This is a genomic window from Verrucomicrobiia bacterium, from assembly GCA_035495615.1.
Taxonomy (GTDB): Bacteria; Omnitrophota; Omnitrophia; order Omnitrophales; family Aquincolibacteriaceae; genus DATJFP01.
The window spans coordinates 1-18028 of record DATJFP010000076.1 but is presented as its reverse complement, the minus strand read 5'-3'; the positions used below and the strand labels follow the sequence as shown (position 1 = coordinate 18028).

26 protein-coding genes are annotated in these 18028 nt (G+C 58.6%); 4 read left to right on the top strand and 22 right to left on the bottom strand.

The annotated features are described in order from the left end of the window. Positions 1-279: asparagine synthetase B (locus VL688_09910; protein ID HTL48357.1), on the bottom strand; the 279-nt coding region annotated here is incomplete at its 3' end. Between the two features lie 215 nt (positions 280-494). Here VL688_09910 and VL688_09905 point away from each other — a divergent pair. The 3 genes from VL688_09905 to VL688_09895 all read left to right on the top strand — a co-directional run bounded on the left by VL688_09905 (position 495) and on the right by VL688_09895 (position 3544). Beyond that, complete coding sequence (locus tag VL688_09905; GenBank protein ID HTL48356.1) at positions 495-2099, top strand: peptide chain release factor 3; 1605 nt, start codon at positions 495-497, stop codon at positions 2097-2099. Positions 2100-2240: 141 nt separating this feature from the next. Then, positions 2241-3059, top strand: a complete 819-nt coding sequence (locus VL688_09900; protein HTL48355.1) for a hypothetical protein — start codon at positions 2241-2243, stop codon at positions 3057-3059. Positions 3060-3226: 167 nt separating this feature from the next. After that, complete coding sequence (locus VL688_09895; GenBank protein HTL48354.1) at positions 3227-3544, top strand: hypothetical protein; 318 nt, start codon at positions 3227-3229, stop codon at positions 3542-3544. Positions 3545-3553: 9 nt separating this feature from the next. Here VL688_09895 and VL688_09890 read toward each other — a convergent pair whose 3' ends face one another. The 7 genes from VL688_09890 to VL688_09860 are packed head-to-tail and all read right to left on the bottom strand — an operon-like array spanning position 3554 to position 7255. After that, positions 3554-3991 (bottom strand): FixH family protein, encoded by a 438-nt coding sequence (locus VL688_09890; protein ID HTL48353.1) that lies wholly within the window; start codon positions 3989-3991, stop codon positions 3554-3556. Continuing rightward, positions 3988-4476, bottom strand: a complete 489-nt coding sequence (locus VL688_09885; protein HTL48352.1) for a DUF5329 family protein — start codon at positions 4474-4476, stop codon at positions 3988-3990. Before VL688_09885 ends, VL688_09890 begins: the two co-directional genes overlap by 4 nt. Positions 4477-4531: 55 nt before the next feature. After that, entirely contained in the window at positions 4532-4927 is a 396-nt protein-coding gene (locus VL688_09880) for an exosortase system-associated protein, TIGR04073 family (GenBank protein ID HTL48351.1), read from the bottom strand. 12 nt (positions 4928-4939) lie between these two features. Continuing rightward, complete coding sequence (locus VL688_09875; protein HTL48350.1) at positions 4940-5866, bottom strand: FecR family protein; 927 nt, start codon at positions 5864-5866, stop codon at positions 4940-4942. Positions 5867-5919: 53 nt separating this feature from the next. Next, entirely contained in the window at positions 5920-6261 is a 342-nt protein-coding gene (locus VL688_09870) for a hypothetical protein (GenBank protein ID HTL48349.1), read from the bottom strand. Continuing rightward, positions 6258-6686 carry a hypothetical protein gene (locus tag VL688_09865; GenBank protein HTL48348.1) on the bottom strand — a complete coding sequence of 143 codons (429 nt, stop codon included), beginning with the start codon at positions 6684-6686 and terminating at the stop codon, positions 6258-6260. Before VL688_09865 ends, VL688_09870 begins: the two co-directional genes overlap by 4 nt. Further along, positions 6683-7255 (bottom strand): hypothetical protein, encoded by a 573-nt coding sequence (locus tag VL688_09860; protein HTL48347.1) that lies wholly within the window; start codon positions 7253-7255, stop codon positions 6683-6685. The genes VL688_09865 and VL688_09860 overlap by 4 nt, the downstream gene beginning before the upstream one ends. Positions 7256-7368: 113 nt before the next feature. On the opposite strand from VL688_09860, the gene VL688_09855 reads away from it, so the two are divergent. Next, positions 7369-7833 carry a DUF393 domain-containing protein gene (locus VL688_09855; GenBank protein HTL48346.1) on the top strand — a complete coding sequence of 155 codons (465 nt, stop codon included), beginning with the start codon at positions 7369-7371 and terminating at the stop codon, positions 7831-7833. A gap of 30 nt (positions 7834-7863) precedes the next feature. Here VL688_09855 and VL688_09850 read toward each other — a convergent pair whose 3' ends face one another. The 14 genes from VL688_09850 to VL688_09785 all read right to left on the bottom strand — a co-directional run bounded on the left by VL688_09850 (position 7864) and on the right by VL688_09785 (position 17736). Then, complete coding sequence (locus tag VL688_09850; GenBank protein ID HTL48345.1) at positions 7864-8409, bottom strand: lipocalin family protein; 546 nt, start codon at positions 8407-8409, stop codon at positions 7864-7866. A 9-nt stretch (positions 8410-8418) separates the two neighbouring features. Next, positions 8419-8991: an FKBP-type peptidyl-prolyl cis-trans isomerase gene (locus VL688_09845; protein HTL48344.1), complete on the bottom strand. Its 573-nt coding sequence runs from the start codon at positions 8989-8991 to the stop codon at positions 8419-8421. Between the two features lie 10 nt (positions 8992-9001). Continuing rightward, positions 9002-9448, bottom strand: coding sequence for a GAF domain-containing protein (locus VL688_09840; GenBank protein ID HTL48343.1), 447 nt, complete (start codon positions 9446-9448; stop codon positions 9002-9004). Between the two features lie 55 nt (positions 9449-9503). Further along, entirely contained in the window at positions 9504-10253 is a 750-nt protein-coding gene (locus VL688_09835; GenBank protein ID HTL48342.1) for a DUF1223 domain-containing protein, read from the bottom strand. Between the two features lie 145 nt (positions 10254-10398). Further along, positions 10399-10587, bottom strand: a complete 189-nt coding sequence (locus tag VL688_09830; GenBank protein ID HTL48341.1) for a Thivi_2564 family membrane protein — start codon at positions 10585-10587, stop codon at positions 10399-10401. A gap of 160 nt (positions 10588-10747) precedes the next feature. Further along, positions 10748-11791, bottom strand: a complete 1044-nt coding sequence (gene rsmH / locus VL688_09825) for a 16S rRNA (cytosine(1402)-N(4))-methyltransferase RsmH (GenBank protein HTL48340.1) — start codon at positions 11789-11791, stop codon at positions 10748-10750. A gap of 14 nt (positions 11792-11805) precedes the next feature. Beyond that, positions 11806-12468, bottom strand: coding sequence for a hypothetical protein (locus VL688_09820; GenBank protein ID HTL48339.1), 663 nt, complete (start codon positions 12466-12468; stop codon positions 11806-11808). A gap of 24 nt (positions 12469-12492) precedes the next feature. Further along, positions 12493-13164, bottom strand: coding sequence for a hypothetical protein (locus VL688_09815; GenBank protein ID HTL48338.1), 672 nt, complete (start codon positions 13162-13164; stop codon positions 12493-12495). A gap of 39 nt (positions 13165-13203) precedes the next feature. After that, positions 13204-13977, bottom strand: coding sequence for an ion transporter (locus VL688_09810; GenBank protein ID HTL48337.1), 774 nt, complete (start codon positions 13975-13977; stop codon positions 13204-13206). 80 nt (positions 13978-14057) lie between these two features. Beyond that, positions 14058-14465, bottom strand: coding sequence for a hypothetical protein (locus VL688_09805; protein ID HTL48336.1), 408 nt, complete (start codon positions 14463-14465; stop codon positions 14058-14060). Beyond that, entirely contained in the window at positions 14462-15232 is a 771-nt protein-coding gene (locus VL688_09800) for a hypothetical protein (GenBank protein ID HTL48335.1), read from the bottom strand. The genes VL688_09805 and VL688_09800 overlap by 4 nt, the downstream gene beginning before the upstream one ends. Before the next feature lie 112 nt (positions 15233-15344). Continuing rightward, positions 15345-16112, bottom strand: coding sequence for a response regulator (locus VL688_09795; GenBank protein HTL48334.1), 768 nt, complete (start codon positions 16110-16112; stop codon positions 15345-15347). Between the two features lie 2 nt (positions 16113-16114). Then, positions 16115-17215 (bottom strand): hypothetical protein, encoded by a 1101-nt coding sequence (locus VL688_09790; GenBank protein ID HTL48333.1) that lies wholly within the window; start codon positions 17213-17215, stop codon positions 16115-16117. Further along, on the bottom strand, positions 17212-17736 hold the full coding sequence (locus VL688_09785; GenBank protein HTL48332.1) for a hypothetical protein: 525 nt from the start codon (positions 17734-17736) through the stop codon (positions 17212-17214). Before VL688_09785 ends, VL688_09790 begins: the two co-directional genes overlap by 4 nt. Positions 17737-18028: the final 292 nt, after the last annotated feature.

The following is an 18028-nucleotide window of genomic DNA, read 5'->3' as shown; positions in this document are numbered from 1 at the left end:
CCCTTTGGCCTGGAGTTCCGCGCGCAGCTCGCGGTAATTGTAGACTTCGCCGTTGTAGGCGATGTGATACCGGCCGTCTCGGGTGGCCATGGGCATGCGTCCGCGCTCGGACAAATCCAGGATGGCCAGGCGCCGTGATCCAAGCGCCGCGCCCTCGCCGTGGTAAAGGCCAGCGTCGTCGGGCCCGCGGTAGGTCATGACGTCGCGCATCTGGACAAGCCTCGAAACATCCACGGGCCGGGACGCATCCCGGTAAGCAAAGCCGCAAACACCGCACATGGTTTCCTCCTCGACTGGTGAAAACACGCGGAGTTTAAGATGTCCCGCAAGACCGGCCTAGGGGAAAAAGCGCTATAAATCGGAAGGGAAAAGAGGGAACCCGTGTCGGATGAAGCCCGACATCTTCCCGTTTGACAAAGGGGGCTCCGGCACCTTAAAGTACCTTTCAATTTGCCCCGCCAGACGGCCAAGGGCCCTCCGAGGACGACTCATTCATGAATCATGAAATCGGCAGAAGGCGTACGTTCGCGATCATTTCGCACCCGGACGCCGGAAAAACGACGCTTACGGAAAAGTTCCTGCTCTACGGCGGCGCCGTACAGCTCGCGGGCTCGGTCACCGCGCGCAAGCGCCAGCGCGAAACCGCCTCCGACTGGATGGAGCTGGAAAAAAAACGCGGCATTTCCATCAGCTCGACCCTCCTGCAGTTCGATTACCACGACTGGAAGATGAACCTGCTGGATACCCCGGGCCACAAAGACTTCTCTGAGGACACGTACCGCGTGCTCATGGCTGTCGACGCCGTCGTCATGGTCATCGACTCGGGCAAAGGCATCGAGACCCAGACGCGCAAGCTCTTCGAAATCTGCCGCAACCGCAGCATCCCGATCTTCACGTTCATGAACAAGCTCGACCGGCCGGGCAAGCCGCCGCTGGAGCTGCTCGATGAAATCGAGCAAAGCCTGCAAATCCATGCCTATCCCGTCAACTGGCCGCTCGGCATGGGCGACGACTTCAAAGGCGTCTACGACAGGCTCGAGAAAAAGGTCTATCTCTATGAGCGCACCGTGGGCGGCGCGTACCGCGCCCCGGAAACCGTGCACGATCTTTCCGACCCTTTGATCAAAGACAAGATGGATGAAAGAACCTACCAGCAGGTCATGGAAGAAATTCAGATTCTGGACGAAGTCCACGTGGGCTTTGATCCCGCCTCGGTCCTGGAGGGCGATACCACGCCGGTCTTCTTCGGCAGCGCCGCCAACAACTTCGGCGTGCAGCTCCTGCTCGACGGCTTCGTGAAATACGCGCCGCCCCCCGCGCCGCGCAAAGCCGAAGGGCGCGTCGTACCGGTGGACCACAAGGCTTTTTCCGGCTTCATCTTCAAGATCCAGACGAACATGGATCCCATGCACCGCGACCGCATCGCCTTCATGCGCGTCTGCTCCGGGAAATTCACGCGCGACATGGAAGCCGTGCACACGCGCACCGGAAAAAAAGTCCGGCTTTCGGGCTCTCATACGCTGTTCGGGCAAAACCGCGAAATCGTGGACGAAGCTTACGCGGGCGACATTCTCGGCTTCATCGCGAAATCCGACTTCCTGATGGGCGACACGATCAGCGAGGACGCGTCCATTGTGTACCGCGAAATCCCCCGCTTCGCGCCCGAGTGTTTCGGCTACCTTAATAATCCCTCGCCCGCCAAGTACAAGCCCTTCCGCAAAGGCATGGAGCACCTGCTCGCCGAAAACATCGTGCAGTCCTTCACGGTACAGGGCGCGGCGCAAAGGCAGGAGCCGCTGCTCGGCGCGGTCGGCCCGCTTCAATTCGAAGTGCTGCAATACCGCCTCAAAAGCGAGTACGGCGCGGATTCCACGCTGGAGCGCATGCCGTGGGAAGTGCTGCGGTGGGTGCAGACGGACCGGAACCCGGACGAGTTCAGCGATATTCTGCCTTACCAGTCCCAATGGGCCGTCGACGATAAAGGCAATCCCGTCTTTCTCTTCAGCGCGGTCTGGTCCATGGAAAGCTTTCAGACCAAATACCCGGACATCGTGCTCCTGGATTCGCCTCCCCGCCCCCCGGCTCCCAAAGTTTCCTGACCCCCGTCTTTCCCCGGGGCGCGCATGCCTCTTTCCCCTACACGTCTATTGAATGACGGAGGACAAGAGCAAGAGGCTTGCCCTTATCAGCCCCGCGCCCCAGGCCGCTAGAATAGTCGCGGTCGAAAAAAGGAGACAACCATGAAAACACTCACTCCCCGTCAGCTGTTCTTAGTGATTCCCGTTTTGTTTTACGGCTTGAACGCGCAGGCCGCCACGGAAAAGATGGCGCCGGTCGCCTTTGAAACGAAAGCGCCCATGGAATTCGGCGCGGCCGAAGGAGGCTTGCCGGCCGACGTGAAGACGCCCGCGCTGAAAATAAGGCAGGGCATCGAAGCGCCGGTCGAGATTCCCGCGGTCCAGGCAAGCAAGAAAGAAACGATCGATGACGACGGAAAGCGCACGGTCGAGGAATTCGACGGCGAGATCCGCAAGCAGATGCAAAAGTTCGACAGCCAGGACCGGCTTCTGGAAAGCTGGATGTTCGACAAGGAAACCGGCCGTATTCTCCGCTATGCGAAATACCAATACGGCAAAGGCGGCCTTTCCGGCTACCGGACCGCGGAATGGACGTATGATCCGGCGGGAGACTCGTCCAAGGTCAGCAGGATCTTCAACGGCAAGAACGAAATGACCTCGTTCTCCGTCGAATATACTTCCGCCGCGGGCGTGAAATACTGCGAGCAGTGGTTCAACGCGGACAATGAACTCACCTCCCAGGAGATCTGGGACCGCGAAACCGGCGAGTTCAAGCAGCACGTCCTCGTGAAGCCTTATCTTCTTTCGAAAAAAATCCAGTGGCTGGATGAAAACAAAAATAAAATCCGCGAAGCGGTGGTGCCGCGCGGCCACGGCCTTTTCGGGAAGATCGGGTTCGGCAAAACCTACGATACGGGCTACGACACGCTGCGCGACAAAGACCGCGAGGCGTACCGTGCCGCGCGTTCGGACCTGGTGTGATCATGCCGTATGGCGACCGGCGATTCGCCTCAAGGCCGCGGCAGGTTTTTCAGGGACCCGGCTCTCCCCTACCCGGGTCCCCGCTTTTTTCCGAGGGCATTTCCCACGGCCCGCATCACAGACAAAAACCGGAAAGAAGTTATGATGTTTTACAAAGGGAGGAGCCGATGGACGGACAAATATCGGCCGCGCTTCTCAAAGTGAGGGTCGAGAGACTGCGCGAGGCCTTTTCGGAACTGGAAGATGAGCTTGCCCGCATGACGAATCCGAAAGCGGATGACGTGCGCGTGCTCGCGCACACGCACAAGGACGAGCTCGACACCTTGCGCGACATCCTGATGTACACGGAAACGCCGGACCCGGCGTCTCTGAAGCTCATCAGCCAGCAGCTCGGGGCGCTGAAGGAACATTATCACAAGGTCATGCGCAAATGGGTACGGCTCATCTCGCACGAGGAGCGCCTGAAGAGAAAACTCGCCGCGTGACTCGGGGGTTTACTTCGGGTAGCGGAGCGGGGACGAATCTTCCACCGGGCTGAACGTTTGGGGGCCCGCCGTAAAAGTCTGGTCGATGGCCTGCCCCTTGATCTCGCCGGTGATATGGAAAGAATAAATTCCCGGCTGCGCCGGGAAAAAATAACCGGCATAGCGTCCCGGCTCTTTGTAGCGCGTCTTGAGCTTGAGATCCATCGGCGGCGCGCCTTCCTTCGAAACGCTGGCCTTCAGCGTATTCTCCAGCCCCATCACCGGCTGCCCTTCCTGCGATACTTTCACGTCAAGGCCGTTCATTTCGCCGCTGAAAGCGGGCTCCTTGACGAACCCCACCACGAAGTCGTATTTGGCCGCGACTTTGCGCTGCTCGTGCGCGAAAGCCGGAGCGGCGCAAATCACGGAAAGAGCTAAAACAAGGGAAAGGACTGCAGGAAATTTCATGCGTGTACAGAGGCTTGGGGAACAGTGTTGGCGCGGGCATTGAGCGCATTCATTTCGTTGGCCATGACGAGCTGGGCATTGTGGCGGCTGCCGTCAGGCATGATGATTTGATAAGGCTTGCCTGTCTTTTCCGAACCTTGCAGGACTTTCTTGACAAAATCTTCGTCCGTTTCGATCTTGACGTGATGCGTTTTGTAATACCAGCCGATCTTCCATCTCAGGAATTTGGCCGAGTCGGCCCCGTTATACGTGACGCCGTTTCTGAAAAATTGAGCATTGACCTGGCGGATGCGGTACAGGAGGTAATCGATTTCGTCCTCTTCGGTCTTGAGGGAATGGATTTTCTGGAAGGCTTGGACGGCCGCGGGAATCTGGTCGCAGGCAGTGAGGCAGGACGCGTCGCTTTCCTCTTTGGCCTGCGCGTTTCCGATCCCGAAGAACACAAGCGCAAGAAATAAAATTGGGACAAAAATGCGATTCTTCATTTCTTCTCCGCTGGACACGTACTATAACAAAATCCGCTTTAAAAACAAGCGCGCTCTAGGCGTATTTGACGCCCGGCTTTTCCCACACGTATTCCGGCTCGACCCACGGCCTTTTGCCCTCCACCGGAAAGTCGAACGGAAAGGTCAGGACCTCCACCACTCCCGCGCCAAACCGCACAAGCCCGGAACCGAACCCCTTGGCCAGACCCACGGTCCAGCCTTTGAGCAGACTGCTCTCTTCTGAAGTGATCTGGATTTGGCGGGCCACTTCCACGGGCGAAGTCACGACGTTCAAAGAGCCTCTCTTCAGCTTGGCTTTCCAGTCGTAGGTCTTCGCGGCGGCTTGGGACGTTTGCGCGGTGCCCGGGACATCCGCCGCCAAGCTTGGACGCGCCGCGGCCATCGCTCCGGTAAAAGCAAAAAGAAGGGCCAGGCTCAAAAATCGCTTCATAAATTCTCCTTTTTAAGTCCGGCTCTCGCCGGAGTCTTCGTCTTTGGAAAAATCCGTTGAAACGTCGGCCTCGTTTTTCTTTTTCTGGGGCGGCTGGAGCATGTTGGCTTCTTCGACCAGCGCTTCATCGCTCTCGTCCTGCGCTTTCGCGGGAGGTTTTTCCTCCGCGCTGCGATATCCGACGCCGGCCGCGCCTTTTTCTTTCATGTACCGGTCAAAGGCGCTCTTGGAATCCGGGCCGCGGGACGGGTTGGGCCTTCCCTGCCCCTCGGCCTTCAAGGCCTTTTCGAAAATCTGGATGTCTTCGGCGGGAACTTCGAACGAGGCGCTCGGCGGCTGATTCACCCCCTCAATCTTCACGCCCTGGCCGATTTCCGTTATGGCGGACTCGCGCAGCTCGCCGTCCACTTCATTCTGGACCGTGATATGCCCGCCGCGCAGCTCGCCCGTCGCCGGATCCAGCGTGCCGAGCAGCACCACGAGCGTTTTGTCGTTTTCCACGCGGGCCGCCAGCGTGGTCCCGCGGATGCCGATGGTTCCGGCCGGTAATTTGATTTTCACCGATTCCGGGTCCTTTTTCACGAGCTCGCCGCTCACCATCTTAAAAAGACCGCGCAGCACCGTGGCCACGCTTTGGCCTTTCGCGTTCGCAGGATCGAAAACGAAGGTGTCCAGGACAAGCGTGCTGTCCGCGGCCAGCGTGAGCGAGCTTTGGTCTTTGAGCCGGACGGCCAGAAAACTGTCCGCTCCCGTTCGGAGCGTGTCACCGGAAAAAACAGGATCGTTCAATTGGAGGGTTCGCGCGCCGGCCTGCGCGCCCGAGGCTTTGGCCGAGCCTTGGACTTCGACGACTTGTCCCGCGGCTTCGGGTTCCGCGAAAACGCGCGCCGGGAGCAGGCTCACAAAAAGGGTCAGGAAAAGGAAAAAACGCTTTGTCATGGGGTTCCCCGTTTGGAATAACGGGGAAACGTTACCGTTTTAGGAAGGCGCCGTCAACGGGAATTACGCGGAGTAAAATATCCGGCTATCAAGACTCCGAACAACGCCGAAAGCGAAAAAAAACCCAGGACGATGAGCCCGAGCGGCAAGAGAGATCCCTTTTCGAGAAAAAACAAAAGATAAGCCGCCTGTCCGGCGACGAGGCCCGCGGGAACCTGCCACAGGGGCGGCTTGAAAAATTTTCCCAGGATGAATCCAATCCCAAACTGGAAAGAAACATAGGGAAGAATCCCCGCGTCCCAAGGCTCCACTTTGTGGGTGAGCAGCGGAGAGAGAAACCAGAGCAGCGCCCCGCAAATGGCGGAAAGAGCAAGGACCGCCGGCGTCCTGTTCAAGACGCTTTGGGAGAAGGCGCGGTGACAGCGGCCGGCTCCGCGGGAACCGACGCCTCGGGCGCGGCTTCGGAAAGGACTTCCGGTTTGGTCAAAGTCTGAGCATCCGGCACGGGAACGGGAACCGGATTTTCAGACGGCGCAGGCGGCGCTTCGGAAGCGGCGACCGCGGGCTCGAGCGGCGGCAATTCGGCCGCCGGAGCGGTTCCGGACGAGGGAGACGCGGGTTCCGGCTCTGAAAAAGCATTCGGGCCGAGGTTGTCATCTTTGTCGAGCACGCCCTTGTTGCGAAGCTGTGCCCGCTCGGTTGCGGTGAGCTTGCCGAATGGTGTCATCTTTTCGTCCTGGGCATTTTCCGCGCGGACCGGAGAAGAGCAAACCGTCACGAACAACAGCAGCATCATGGAAATCAGGCTCACACGTTTCATAGATAAGGATCCCGTTTGTCCCTGTTTTTATACGGCTTCGGCACTTTTTGATTTTTACGAAGCGGACGGCGGAGGGATTCCCCTCCCGTGTCCGAGAAAATGAATCCGCAGATCGAGGCGCCGAGCATGATCAATATGCCCGCAAACCAGACGCATCCGCCGATGGAATGATCGTAAGGCAGCACTTGGAAATAAGCCAGGAGATAATGCCAATCATGCGTGCCGTCGCCTACCAGCGGCAGGACCTGATCGCGGGCGTCGGCGATGTACGCGCCGATGTTGGCCAGATTCTGCCCCACCCACCACGCCATGACCGAGGCGGAAGCCAGCTTCACCCGGCGCCAAAATGCCGACGTGAGGCCCACCGGAAAGACAAGCTGCCCGACCGTGCCGCCCAAAATGCCCAGCGTCCTGCTTCCGAAAAGCCCGAAGATCAGATGGCCGGCTTCATGAAACAAAAGGTTGGCGCCGTTCAGCAGCCCAAAAAAGTCCGGGTGCCCCGCGCCCCACAGCCCGTAAAAGAGCAGTCCCAAGAACCCGAGTTGTTTGAACCGGTCGGAAGATTTCATGGACTCCGTCTCACGCAAACACGGAAAGTTGAACGGCCGCAGGCCCCTTTTATCAGACTCGGGCCGGATTTGGCAAGCTAAGGTTTGGCAAACGCCGTGTTATACTTACGGCGATGAAAGCCCATCCCCTCAATCTTTTTAAAAAGCTGGGCCTCCGGCTTTACCGCGAGCCGCTCGTCTTGATCTACGACGCTTATTGCAAGCTCTGCCGCCGCACGGTTGCCGCGCTTCGCGTCGTCGACGTGTTCGCGAGAATTGACTACATCAGTGCGCAGGACAAGCCTCAGCTCCAGTCCCATGGCCTCGGCCACTTGAATGAACAAGCCTTGATGAAAGACATTCACGGCGTTATTGCGGGACGCGTCTGGCGCGGCTATGAGGCCTATCGCAAAGTCGCGCAGCGCGTGCCGCTGCTTTGGCCGCTCGTCCCTTTCCTTTATCTTCCTCCGGTCGAGGCGCTCGGCAAAAAAATCTACCGGCGCATCGCCGATTCCCGGACATGCAGCATTCCGGAACCCAAAGACCGGCTCTCAGGCCATTCCGGGAAACGGGAGGAAAAACCGGCGGGCCCGGACTGATCACCGGGGCAGCCGCTCGTGAAGGTATTTTTATTGCGGGGCCTTGTCCCAGCGCTGCGGGACTTTCTGCAGTTTCGTGAGGTCGTAGCCTTCGCGGCCCACGATGTCCACCATCTTCTTGTAATCCTCTTCGGAAATTTCCGGCTTGCGCGCCATGATCCAGACGTAATCGCGCTTTTCGCGGCCGATGATGGTCTCGGTATAATCGTCGTTCAGGTACACGATGCGGTAATCGCCTTTGAAAGGCCAGACAAACTGCATGCCCCAGACCGCGTTCGACTGCGTGTCGCGCACGAAGCCTTTGGGCTTGTGCTTTTTGAGCTTTCCGTCAAAGCCGTCCTTGCGGAACGTGAACGTCGTGGCGATCGAGCCGTCGGGATTGCGCTCGTAAGACTCGACCGCGTTGTGCGCGCCTTTTTCCACGAAGGTCGGGATGTTGGCAATGACGTACCAGTCGCCCATGAACCGGTCGAGGTCCACGTGCGGCATGGTCTGGATGGGATCGCGATGGGCCGTGGCGCAGCCGGCAAGAAAAAAGGCGCCGAGGAAAACCCAAAGACGCGGGTCGTGGTTCATGAGGCCTCCTCAGGATGCCGAGAGCAAGTCGACGTCGAAGGTCAGGTCCTGGCCCGCGAGCGGATGATTGCCATCGAGCGTGACCACGCCGTCTTTGATTTCAGTCACCGTGAACACGATGCCCAGCCCCGCGCTGACCTGGGCCCCCACTTTCAGGGCCTCCGGAGGCAGCTTGTCCGCCGGCATCTGGATCGTGCGGCCTTCGTAGCGCGGGCCATAGGCCTGGTCCGCGGGCACGACGACTTTCTTTTTCTCGCCCGGTTTCATCTTGAGAAGCTCGGCTTCGAGCCCGGGGATGATTTCATGCGCGCCGATGCGGACGGTGAGCGGTTCTTTGCCTTCGGAAGAATCCAGCACTTCGCCTTTCGCATTGGTCAGCGTGTAATGAAACGTGAGCGTTCCGCCCGCTTTCGCTGCCGGCGCATGCGCGGGCTGGACTTCTTCCAGCTCCACGGCCGGGGCCTGAGCCTTGGCTTCGGGAGCCGCGGCGGCCGGGACGACGGTCTTATGCGCGCCCGCGCAGGAAGAAAGCAGAAATGCTGCGCTCAATAGGGCAAAGTTGGGGGAAAAATTTTTGAACACGATTGCCTCCTCAGTTGAGTTCGAAAATCTGGCGAGCGGCATGCACGATGTATTTATCAAGCATTTCCAAATTCGGATGCGGGAAAGCGTGCGGCTTTTCGAAATGCGTGGAAAGGACGCCGAACAATTCGCCTCCGGCCCCAAAAAGAGGCGTCGATTGCACGGCCGTAAAGCCGTAGGAAAGAAAAATGGGGGCCAGGTGCGATAATTCGGGGTGTTTGGCTATGTCCTTGACAAGGACCCGCTCCCGGCGTTTCAACGCGAGGCCGCAGGCGCAATACCCGGGACGCACGATCCTGAAGTGCTCGACAAATTGCGGCGTGAAGCCGGACTGCGCCACGATGCGCAATTCGTTTTTGCTCTCGTCAAAGAATTGAATGTTGCCCTTGTCCGCTTGAGTCAGCTCAATTGCGGTTTCCAGGGTAGAATTCAAAAGATGATCCAGGGATTTGTTCAAAGGAGACCTCAATAGCGCGTATTGTAATCGGCGGCCTCGATTTTGGCAACCGCACTCAGGAGGCAAAACCGCCGGCGGCCTGCAAGGGCTCCAGACTTTCTCCCTCCAGAACCCAAAACGCGACGCCGGTTTTCGCCGGCATTTCCGCGGGCGCTTTGAAGTGGAGGTCGGCTTCGAAGCCGCCGGAAACGAGCTTCAAGTCCGCGGCCTTTAAATCCAGCACCACGAAGTCATGCTTCAGCCGCTTGCCGGTGTTTTCGCCGCTGTCCACGTCATGCTCGATGCCGAAGCCGAGCAGCGCGCCGAAAACGCGCGCGGTGTACCAAATTCTGGCCGCGGGATCGTAACGCACGTGAAAGACCAGTCCGTCGGTCGAGGTCGCGCTGAGCGTCCCGCCCTTTCCGCTCGCGGCCGGAGGGGCCTGCACCGACGGCCAATGGCGCCATTCCTTTCCATTCAATGCCACGCCGGGCGTGTACACATTGGGCTGCCCCCACGCTGCCGCATAAGCCCTTTGCCGGTCCGTGTAGGCCGGCTTGGCCAGGACGTCTTTCCAGCCCAGGTCGTCCCAATACGTGACGTGGAAAACAAGCGGCACGTAATCTTTCCAAAGGCCCTTGCTTGGGACAAGCCCGCTGAACCAGGCGTCCGCCTGCGGACAGGTCGCGCAGCCCTCGGAGCTGAACAGCTCGACGAGTGCCGCGCGGTTGGGCCCGTTGATGACGCGCACGTCCCCGGCCGCCGCTTCGCGCGCGCACGATAGAATCATCCCCAAAATCAAAAATAAACCCAGCTTCCGGACCATGCCGTCCTCCGGTCGAATTACACTCTATCGCCCGAAAGACGTCAACAACAAATCCCGGCAGGCAAGGCAGTCGGATGCTATTCAAATGCCCGAAAGGCAGGCCCACGGCAAAAAGTAAGGCAAGCCTTTTTGCCGCGGGCGTCGGTTAGGACACCTTGACGTTATGCACGCTTCCGATCAGACCGAAAGACTGCAATAGCCAGAGGATCACGACGATCACCACCACGATGTTCAGGATGTTCTTGATCTTCGCGTCCATCGGAATGAACCGGTTGATGAGCCAGAGCAGCACTCCGACCACGATCAACGTGACAATAAGAGAAACCAGATCCATAGCGACTCCCTTCTTTTATTACTGCCTTATTCTAGGTCCCGGAGAAACGAAGGGACTATCAGGGCATTGCCCCGTTCGAGGTCGGGAGCTTGTGAAATCAGGGGCTTTTTATCAGGATTTTGCGAAGGGCGTCGGGGCCAACGCCTTACACTTGAAGAGGTTACGCCTTCACGGCCCAGCGAAGGACCGCGCTTTTGGCCCGCGGGTTGTCGTAGCATTCCTGCGGGCCGGGCTCGATTTTTTCTTCGGAGAGTGCCGCGTAGATTCCGGTCTGCATCCCTTCGAGAAACGCGTTCATGACGCGCTTGTCTTCGCCGGAATGAAACGTAAGCACGACGGCCCTGCCTCCGGACTTCAAACACACCGGCAGGTTCCTCAAAAATTGTTCGAGCGCGGAAAATTCGTCATTCACTTCAATGCGCAGCGCCTGGAACGTCTTCTGGATGGATTTGTTGACTTCATCGGGTTCGGGAGGCAGCGGACGCGCGGCCAGCGTTTTCCGGATCACGTTGGCCAGCGCGGTCGTGGTCGTGAGCTTGTCGCGTTTTTCGAAAATCGCTTTGGCAAGGGCGACACCGAAACGCTCGTCCGCGTTCCGCCATAGGATTTTTTCCAGCTCTTCGGCCGAGAGTTTCTTGAGAAGCGCCGAAGCCGGCTGCCCTCTTTCCGGATTCAGGCGCAGGTCCAGCGGGCCTTCATATTTAAAGGTAAACCCGCGCGCCGGATTGTCGAGCTGCATGGACGAAACACCCAGGTCCGCGAAGATGAAATCAAAACCGCCGCCCGCCTCGCCCAGCATTTTGGGAATGCCCGCAAAATTCATGCGCCGGACGACAAGCCGGTCTTCCCCGAAACCGGCCTCGCGCAGACGCGCTTCCGTTTTGGTAATTTCGAGCGGGTCCACGTCCAAAGCGAAAAGGCGGCCTCCGGGCGAGAGGCGCTCCAGGAGTTCGCGCGCGTGGCCGCCGTAGCCCAGCGTCGCGTCGAGTCCGGTTTGCCCCGGCTCCGGCGCGATGGCTTCCAGGACTTCCTTGACCATGACGGAACGGTGCGTGCCCGCGGGCGTCTTGCCGCTTTTGACGACCTTTTCGACGTCCGCCGGATATTTTTCGGGCTGATGCTCTTTGTATTTTTCTTCGAATTTGCGCGGATGCGTGCCCTTGTACCGGACGCGGCGCTTGGGTTTGGGAGTCTCTTCGGCCATGCGGGTATTTTACACTATTCTCTGCCTGCCGCGGCCCGCAAGTACGCGCGGTGTTCCCGCAGTCCCAGCCCCATCAGGATCACGCCGGCCATTTCGAGCGACTCTTCGACGATGACCTCGAGGTTCAGGGCAAGCGGCGGCGTATGCGCGTCCATCTTGATGGCGGCATCCAGAACCACGGCGCCCACGAAAGCGACCGCAAAGCCGATGGCCGCCAGCTTTCCCGCGCGAGGGTCGTTGTCGAAGCAGATCCAGAAAAGACGGTAGATCGCGAAAGCTCCGAGCAGGAGCAGCGGCGACATGACGACGGGCCAATGCGAATGATGGAAGTACTGCAGCCTTTCGAAGGAATTCAAAAAACGGAAAATCAGATAGCCCAGATGCTCGTGGATGGAAGCGACTTCGTCGACGGAGCAGAGAAGAAAAACAACGGCGAGGGCATGCCATGAGACCCGCGGCGCTTTCCGCCGTTCGAGAATGCCGCAGTCGTAGGCCGCCTGCGCGCATAAAAGCCAGAGGAGATTGGAGAACCAGCACTGGATCGTGCCTTCACGGTCGAGATCGAAAAGGAAACGGAGAAACCAGGAAGGCCAGCCGAACGCGAAATTGAGGAAATGCGCAAGATCCAGCGCCGCGGCCGTGCCTAGAAGGACAAGAAGCCATGTTCTTTTTTTCATCCCGCACCTTCCCGTTTTCCCGCGCTATTCCCAGAGATCCCGGTGGACGGCGTCATTCACAAAGGCCCGTCGGGCCCTTAAGCCCCAGAGCATCAGGATCACGCCGAACATTTCCAGGAATTCTTCGAGAACCGGCTCGAGCCCGTTTATGAACGGCGAACTTCTCGCGTCACGCGCAAAAATGAATTCCATGCCGACAGCGCCAAGCAGCAGGATCGTAAATCCGCAAATGACGGCCCGCCCCGCCCGCGGCGACTCTTTAAAACAGGTCCCGAAGACTTTATAAACGGCGGCCGCGCCAGCCAGCAGCACGGGCGCCAGCCCGATGACCCAGCTGGAATGGGGAAAGGAACGGAACGTTTCTTCGGAAGTCGCCATCCGGAAAAGGGAATGTCCGATGTGCTCGTGAAGGGAGACGACTTCGTCCAGCGAGCAGAAAGCGAACACCGCGGCAAGAAACAGCCAGGAGTTCCGGGCCGGATTTCTTTTTTCGATCGACGCGCAGCCGTAACAGGCTTCGGCGCAGGCAAACCAGAGGATGCTGGAAAACCACGTCTGGATCGTGCTTTCGCGCTCGAGATCGAACAGAAATTTCAGGAGCCATGAAGGCCAGCCCAGCGCGGCATTGACCGCATCCGCGGCGACAAGCGCGAATGCAAACCCGACCAGAGGCCAAAACCATTTCCATTTCGTCATGGAAAATTATATCGGCACGGATCCGGCTAAACTTGGGGATCAGGCGGCGCGCTTCTCCTCCTCTTTTTTCTGCGGCCCGATATCCACGCCCATGAAGTGGCTCGCGATCGACGCGGTGATGTACCCGAAAACGCCCACGGCATATGCCGAAAGCAGGAAACACAGGATCCGGCCCTCCAGGGTTTTGGGCCAGTATTCCGAACCCAGCGTCGTCAGGATCATGGCCGACCACCACAGCGCGTCTCCGTAAGTGGAAATGCCGGGCCCGGTCTTCCCCGCTTCGGCCAGGCTCTGCGGATTTTCAAAATTCAGGATCGCGGCGGCGGCGGCCAATGCGACCAGGAACGTGATGACGACGAGATATCCGATCCCGCGCCGGCGCAGGGTGACTTTTACCGAATGCATGCCGCGGTTGACGGACGTAATCATCCGAAGGAGGCTGACGGAACGCGCCGAGCGCAGGGCCCGGAGCGCCCGGAAGGCCCGGAACGCACGGAAAATGCTGAACGCGGGCAGAAGGAGCGACACCGCCATCAGCCATTGCGAAGCCAGGTATTTTTTTTTGCGCGGCGCGATCAGGAATTCAACGACGAAGTCCACGATGAAAACGATCCAGATAAAATAAAGGAACGCTTCCATATGCGGGTTCGTGCTGCCGGAAAACTCCAGGATGACGAGAAGCAGCCAGACAAGGGAAAGAAAAATCATGGCCTTGTCGGTCATGTCGTGCAGATTGCGGGAAAGACGCCAGCGCGCGCTTTCGAGCTTGCGGTCTTCTGGTGTCTTTGGCGGCGTCTGCGGCGGCTGCTTCATGGAAGAATCCTCTTCCTGAAGGCGTGCGCGTAAAATCGGGGAAAAGAAGAAATTGCGGTGAGGCTCTTCCCGAAACGGGACTATGGCCCGACGATGGGCCCGTCGGTCGGCGGAGACAGAAATGTGCGCCTTAAAAGCCCGGCGCTGAGAGGCTCTTTGCGGTTCCAGGGAAGCAGCGACATGGCCCGCGCCAGGCAGCAGTAGTTGACAAGGAGCCGGGCGATGAGCCCGGTGAAAGGAATCCAGTAAATGAACCGCAGCGGGCGAATGAACCCCAGCACCATGAGCAGGAAAAATCCGGCCCGCACCTGCACGGAAAACGCCTTGGGATTTTTTTCGAGGCGCGCATAATGCCCGATCTGCCAGGCCGCGAGGCCCGCGGCCATGTAGAATCCCGCCTCCCACCCCGCGAGGCCGGCCGTGATCATGATCCAGGTCGCCAGCCAGTACCACCAGCCGACATCGTGAAAATCCAGTTTGAGTTTCATAGCGAGGCTCCCTCCGGGGGTTCTTTTTTGCTTTTCCTCATGTGCCAGATCATGAAAAAAAGGCCGAGAGGAAAGAAAACCGTGATCGTCCACATGCCGGGATGCTGCGCGGGCGCCGAGAAACTGACAGGCGGAATATTGAAGCCCAGCCGCAGCAGGATCGCGCCGGTCGTCCAGTTGAGGCCGAGACCCACGGGAAATCCAATGAGAGAGCCCGCGGCATACACCCATTTTTTCGGGTCGTTCCTGCGCGTGGCGAAATAACCGAGGCTCGCGAGCGTCGCGAGGACGCAGGCCGCGGCCAGCAGGATCATCACGAAATGAAACGGCGTCGCGCCTTTGGTGTCCGTCAGTTTCCGCGGCTTCATGGTCGTGTGAAAGCCGGCAACCGTGAAATGGTTTTCGTCTTTTTGCTTGAGCACCACGGTCACGGTATACGCCGAATTCCCGGAGGCCACTTCATATTCGAAGGCTACCAGGTCTTTTCTCTCGGCGTTCTGGTACGCGCGCAGGTAATGGATGCTGTCGACTTTGGGAATCAGTTTTTTGATCTGCTGCACGGTGTCGAGGATCGCGTCTTCGGACGTCGTGGCTTTGACTTCCGGGTCCACGAACGCGTAAATCACATTCTCCGGCCCGTTCAGCAGCTCTTCCACAAATCCCCGGGCCGCCGCTTCGCCTTTCGGGCCCGCGGCCATGTCCGCGGCCCAAAGCCGGGACGAGAAAAGGGCGAGCAGCAGGAACATCAAGAGTAATATTTTTTTCATGAAGGCTTCCTGTTCCAACCGGCGGCTTTGCCGCCTCATTTTGTCCCGCACCCAACGGCCGCTTGTGAAATACACGGCAAAATAAAGCGGGTTCTTAACCCTCTTCTCGGGATCACGGCTCTTCGGCGATCAGGAGTTTCGAGGTAACCACGAGCTCGAGGTACAAAAAATCAAAAGGCTTCAGGATATAACCATAGGCGCCTAAGGCCAGCGCCTTCTGGACCGATTCCTGATCTCGGGAGGCCCCGGTCATAATCAGCGCTCCGAGATTCGGATAAGCGTTTCTCAGTTTTTCGAGGACTTCCAGCCCGTTCATGCCGGGCATGTCCATGTCCAGCAAAACAATGGAGGGCTTTTCTTCGGCGGCCATGGCGAGCGCCTCCGTCCCGTTTGCCGCCTTGCGGATACGGTAACCTTTTTTTTCGAAAAAAAGCTCCAAAACGTCCCGGACCGGTTGTTCATCGTCGACGATGAGGATATTTTTCACGCCCTTCCCGGAAGACGGCCTTGGAAGGCGGTCCCGCGCGCTCAAAATTTTCCGTACCTGATCCAGCAGGATCTTGATTGCGCCGCCTTTCTCAAGGATCTCGGTGGCGCCCGCCTGTCTCAACTGCATTTGCATTTCCGTTGTGATATAGCCGGAATAGACGACGATCGGAACCCTGCTCTGCGCGCTGCGGATTTTTTTAATCAACGAAAGTCCTGATTCATCCGGCATGTTCAAGTCCGTAAGGACAAGATCGTAAGCCTCGCGCTCCATGGCCGCGAGGGCCTGGCTGGCGCGCGGCATCGTCGTCACCTCAAAATTTTCGAGACCCAATGCCGTTGCCAGGAGTTCCCGAATCGCAAGTTCGTCATCGATGACCAGGATTTTAGGCATGGTCAAGCCTCCGTCAGAAAAATTGAAACCAGGATCCTGTAAGAAAAGCCGGGAGGCACTTCCGGAGACGGAAACGGGGATTCCACGGAAACACCTTCGAGCGCCTGGATGGCCAGCGACAGCGCCTTCACGTCCGACGACGGGATGCCCGCGATGACAAGCCCGGGCGAATCAAAATCCAGCGTTGCTCCCATCTCAAGGAGAGTGTCTCTCAGCCGCGCGCCGAGCCTGAGCGGAAGCGCGGCATGCCAGTGCAGGAAATCCGGCGCGGCCTGGCTTTTTCCAGCATACACGGATACCTGCACCTGGTCTTGCGCCGCAATAGCATCAAAATTGGCATCCTTAAAAGCACCCGGGATCAGCGGTTTTGTTTCCTGCACGAATTCCTCGAATTGGGGCGGGGAAAACCGCACCACTGCGAAGTCCGGGTGCTTGTAGACGTAAGGGAGCCCGGCTTTTTCAAGGGCCTTGAACATCTCCTCCCCTTCCTGCTCATCTGACGGCGAAAAGTCCCAATGGACGGACACGACCTTCTGCCCCGCGCGGGAACCGGCCGAAAAAACGGCGGGCCCGGACAAGGACTTGCTCTTCACGATGGGTACCGGAGCCCCGGCCTTCTGCCGGTCCACGGTCTCCAGCGCATTTGAAATCGTTTTCAGCTTTTCATAGGCTTGGGCAGCCTCATCCGTAGGGATTTCCCGCGCGATCACGCTCAGTGCCGCAGAGCCGGCTTGAGCAGGAGCCGGAGACACCTTTTTTCCGGAAGACGCCCCATGGCGCAGGAAAAAGGCGGCCACGAGGATGGCCGTGACAGCGGCAGCGGCCGCCGCGGGATGAAACTTCCGTCTGCCGGCGCTTCCGGTCCCGGCTTTGGCTTCTCCTTTCCCTGACTGCAGGCGAAAAAGGATGGAATCGGCCAGGTCTCTCGGCGCCGGGATGTCGCCAAGCTCCTTGAGCATATGCGAGATCGACCCAATGGCGCTCACGTATTGGCGGCAGTTGGGGCAGCTTTCGATGTGGCGGTGTGCCTCCTGATATTCCTCTTCCGCAAGGAGGTCTTCAAGCAGCGGGCGGACCTGCATTTCGACGTCGCGGCAGTTCATGAAAGGGAGTCCCGGTTTGCCATGATTGCTTCGATGTTCTCCCGCAGTTGTTTGCGGGAGCGCGCGAGCTCCATTTTGATATCAGTTCCGGATTTTCCGAGCACGGAGGCCATGAGTTCGTAAGAAAGGTTTAACTGGTCTCTCAGGAGCAGGAAAACTTTCATCTCGAACGGAAGCGCGAGCAGCGCCCGCTTCACGATTTTGCGGATCTCCAGCTTCGCCGCGGAAGACTCCGAGTTGTCCGGCGAAAGCAGCGCATGGGATTGTTTCGAGGCCGTGATCGCCTGCCGGAGAAGCTGCTTTAAGAATGACGCCTTTCCACCGAGCGAGGGAATCGAGCGGGCAGCATTCACAAAGCCGGAAACCGCGGCCTCATAGGCTTTGTCCGCATCGCAGCCCACGGCATAGAAGCAGAACGCAAAAATCTTCTGCTCGTAAAGTTTGATGAGGCTTTTGAGAGCGGAGGCGTCCCCTTTGCGGTAACGCTCCATGAGGACTTCTTCTTCCAAAACATATACCATCGATTGATGTCCGGATTCTTGCGGGAGTGAGGCGGCCGGGAAATGGCAAAGACGCCTCCGCAGTTTGGACGCTGCTAATATTTCGGATCAGGCGGCCTCTTTATTAACTCCAGCAAACAGGCGGATGGACGCGGCTCCTTTTTCGGAAGCGGTCATCGGGCTAATAAACGCCCATCGGATCCACGTTGCCGCAGTCGGTCACGATCTTATTGTTGAAGAGCGCCTGCTCATGGTTGATCTGGGCGCGCTCGTCGTTGGTCACGTAATCGTACCAGCGGTAAGGATTCGCGGG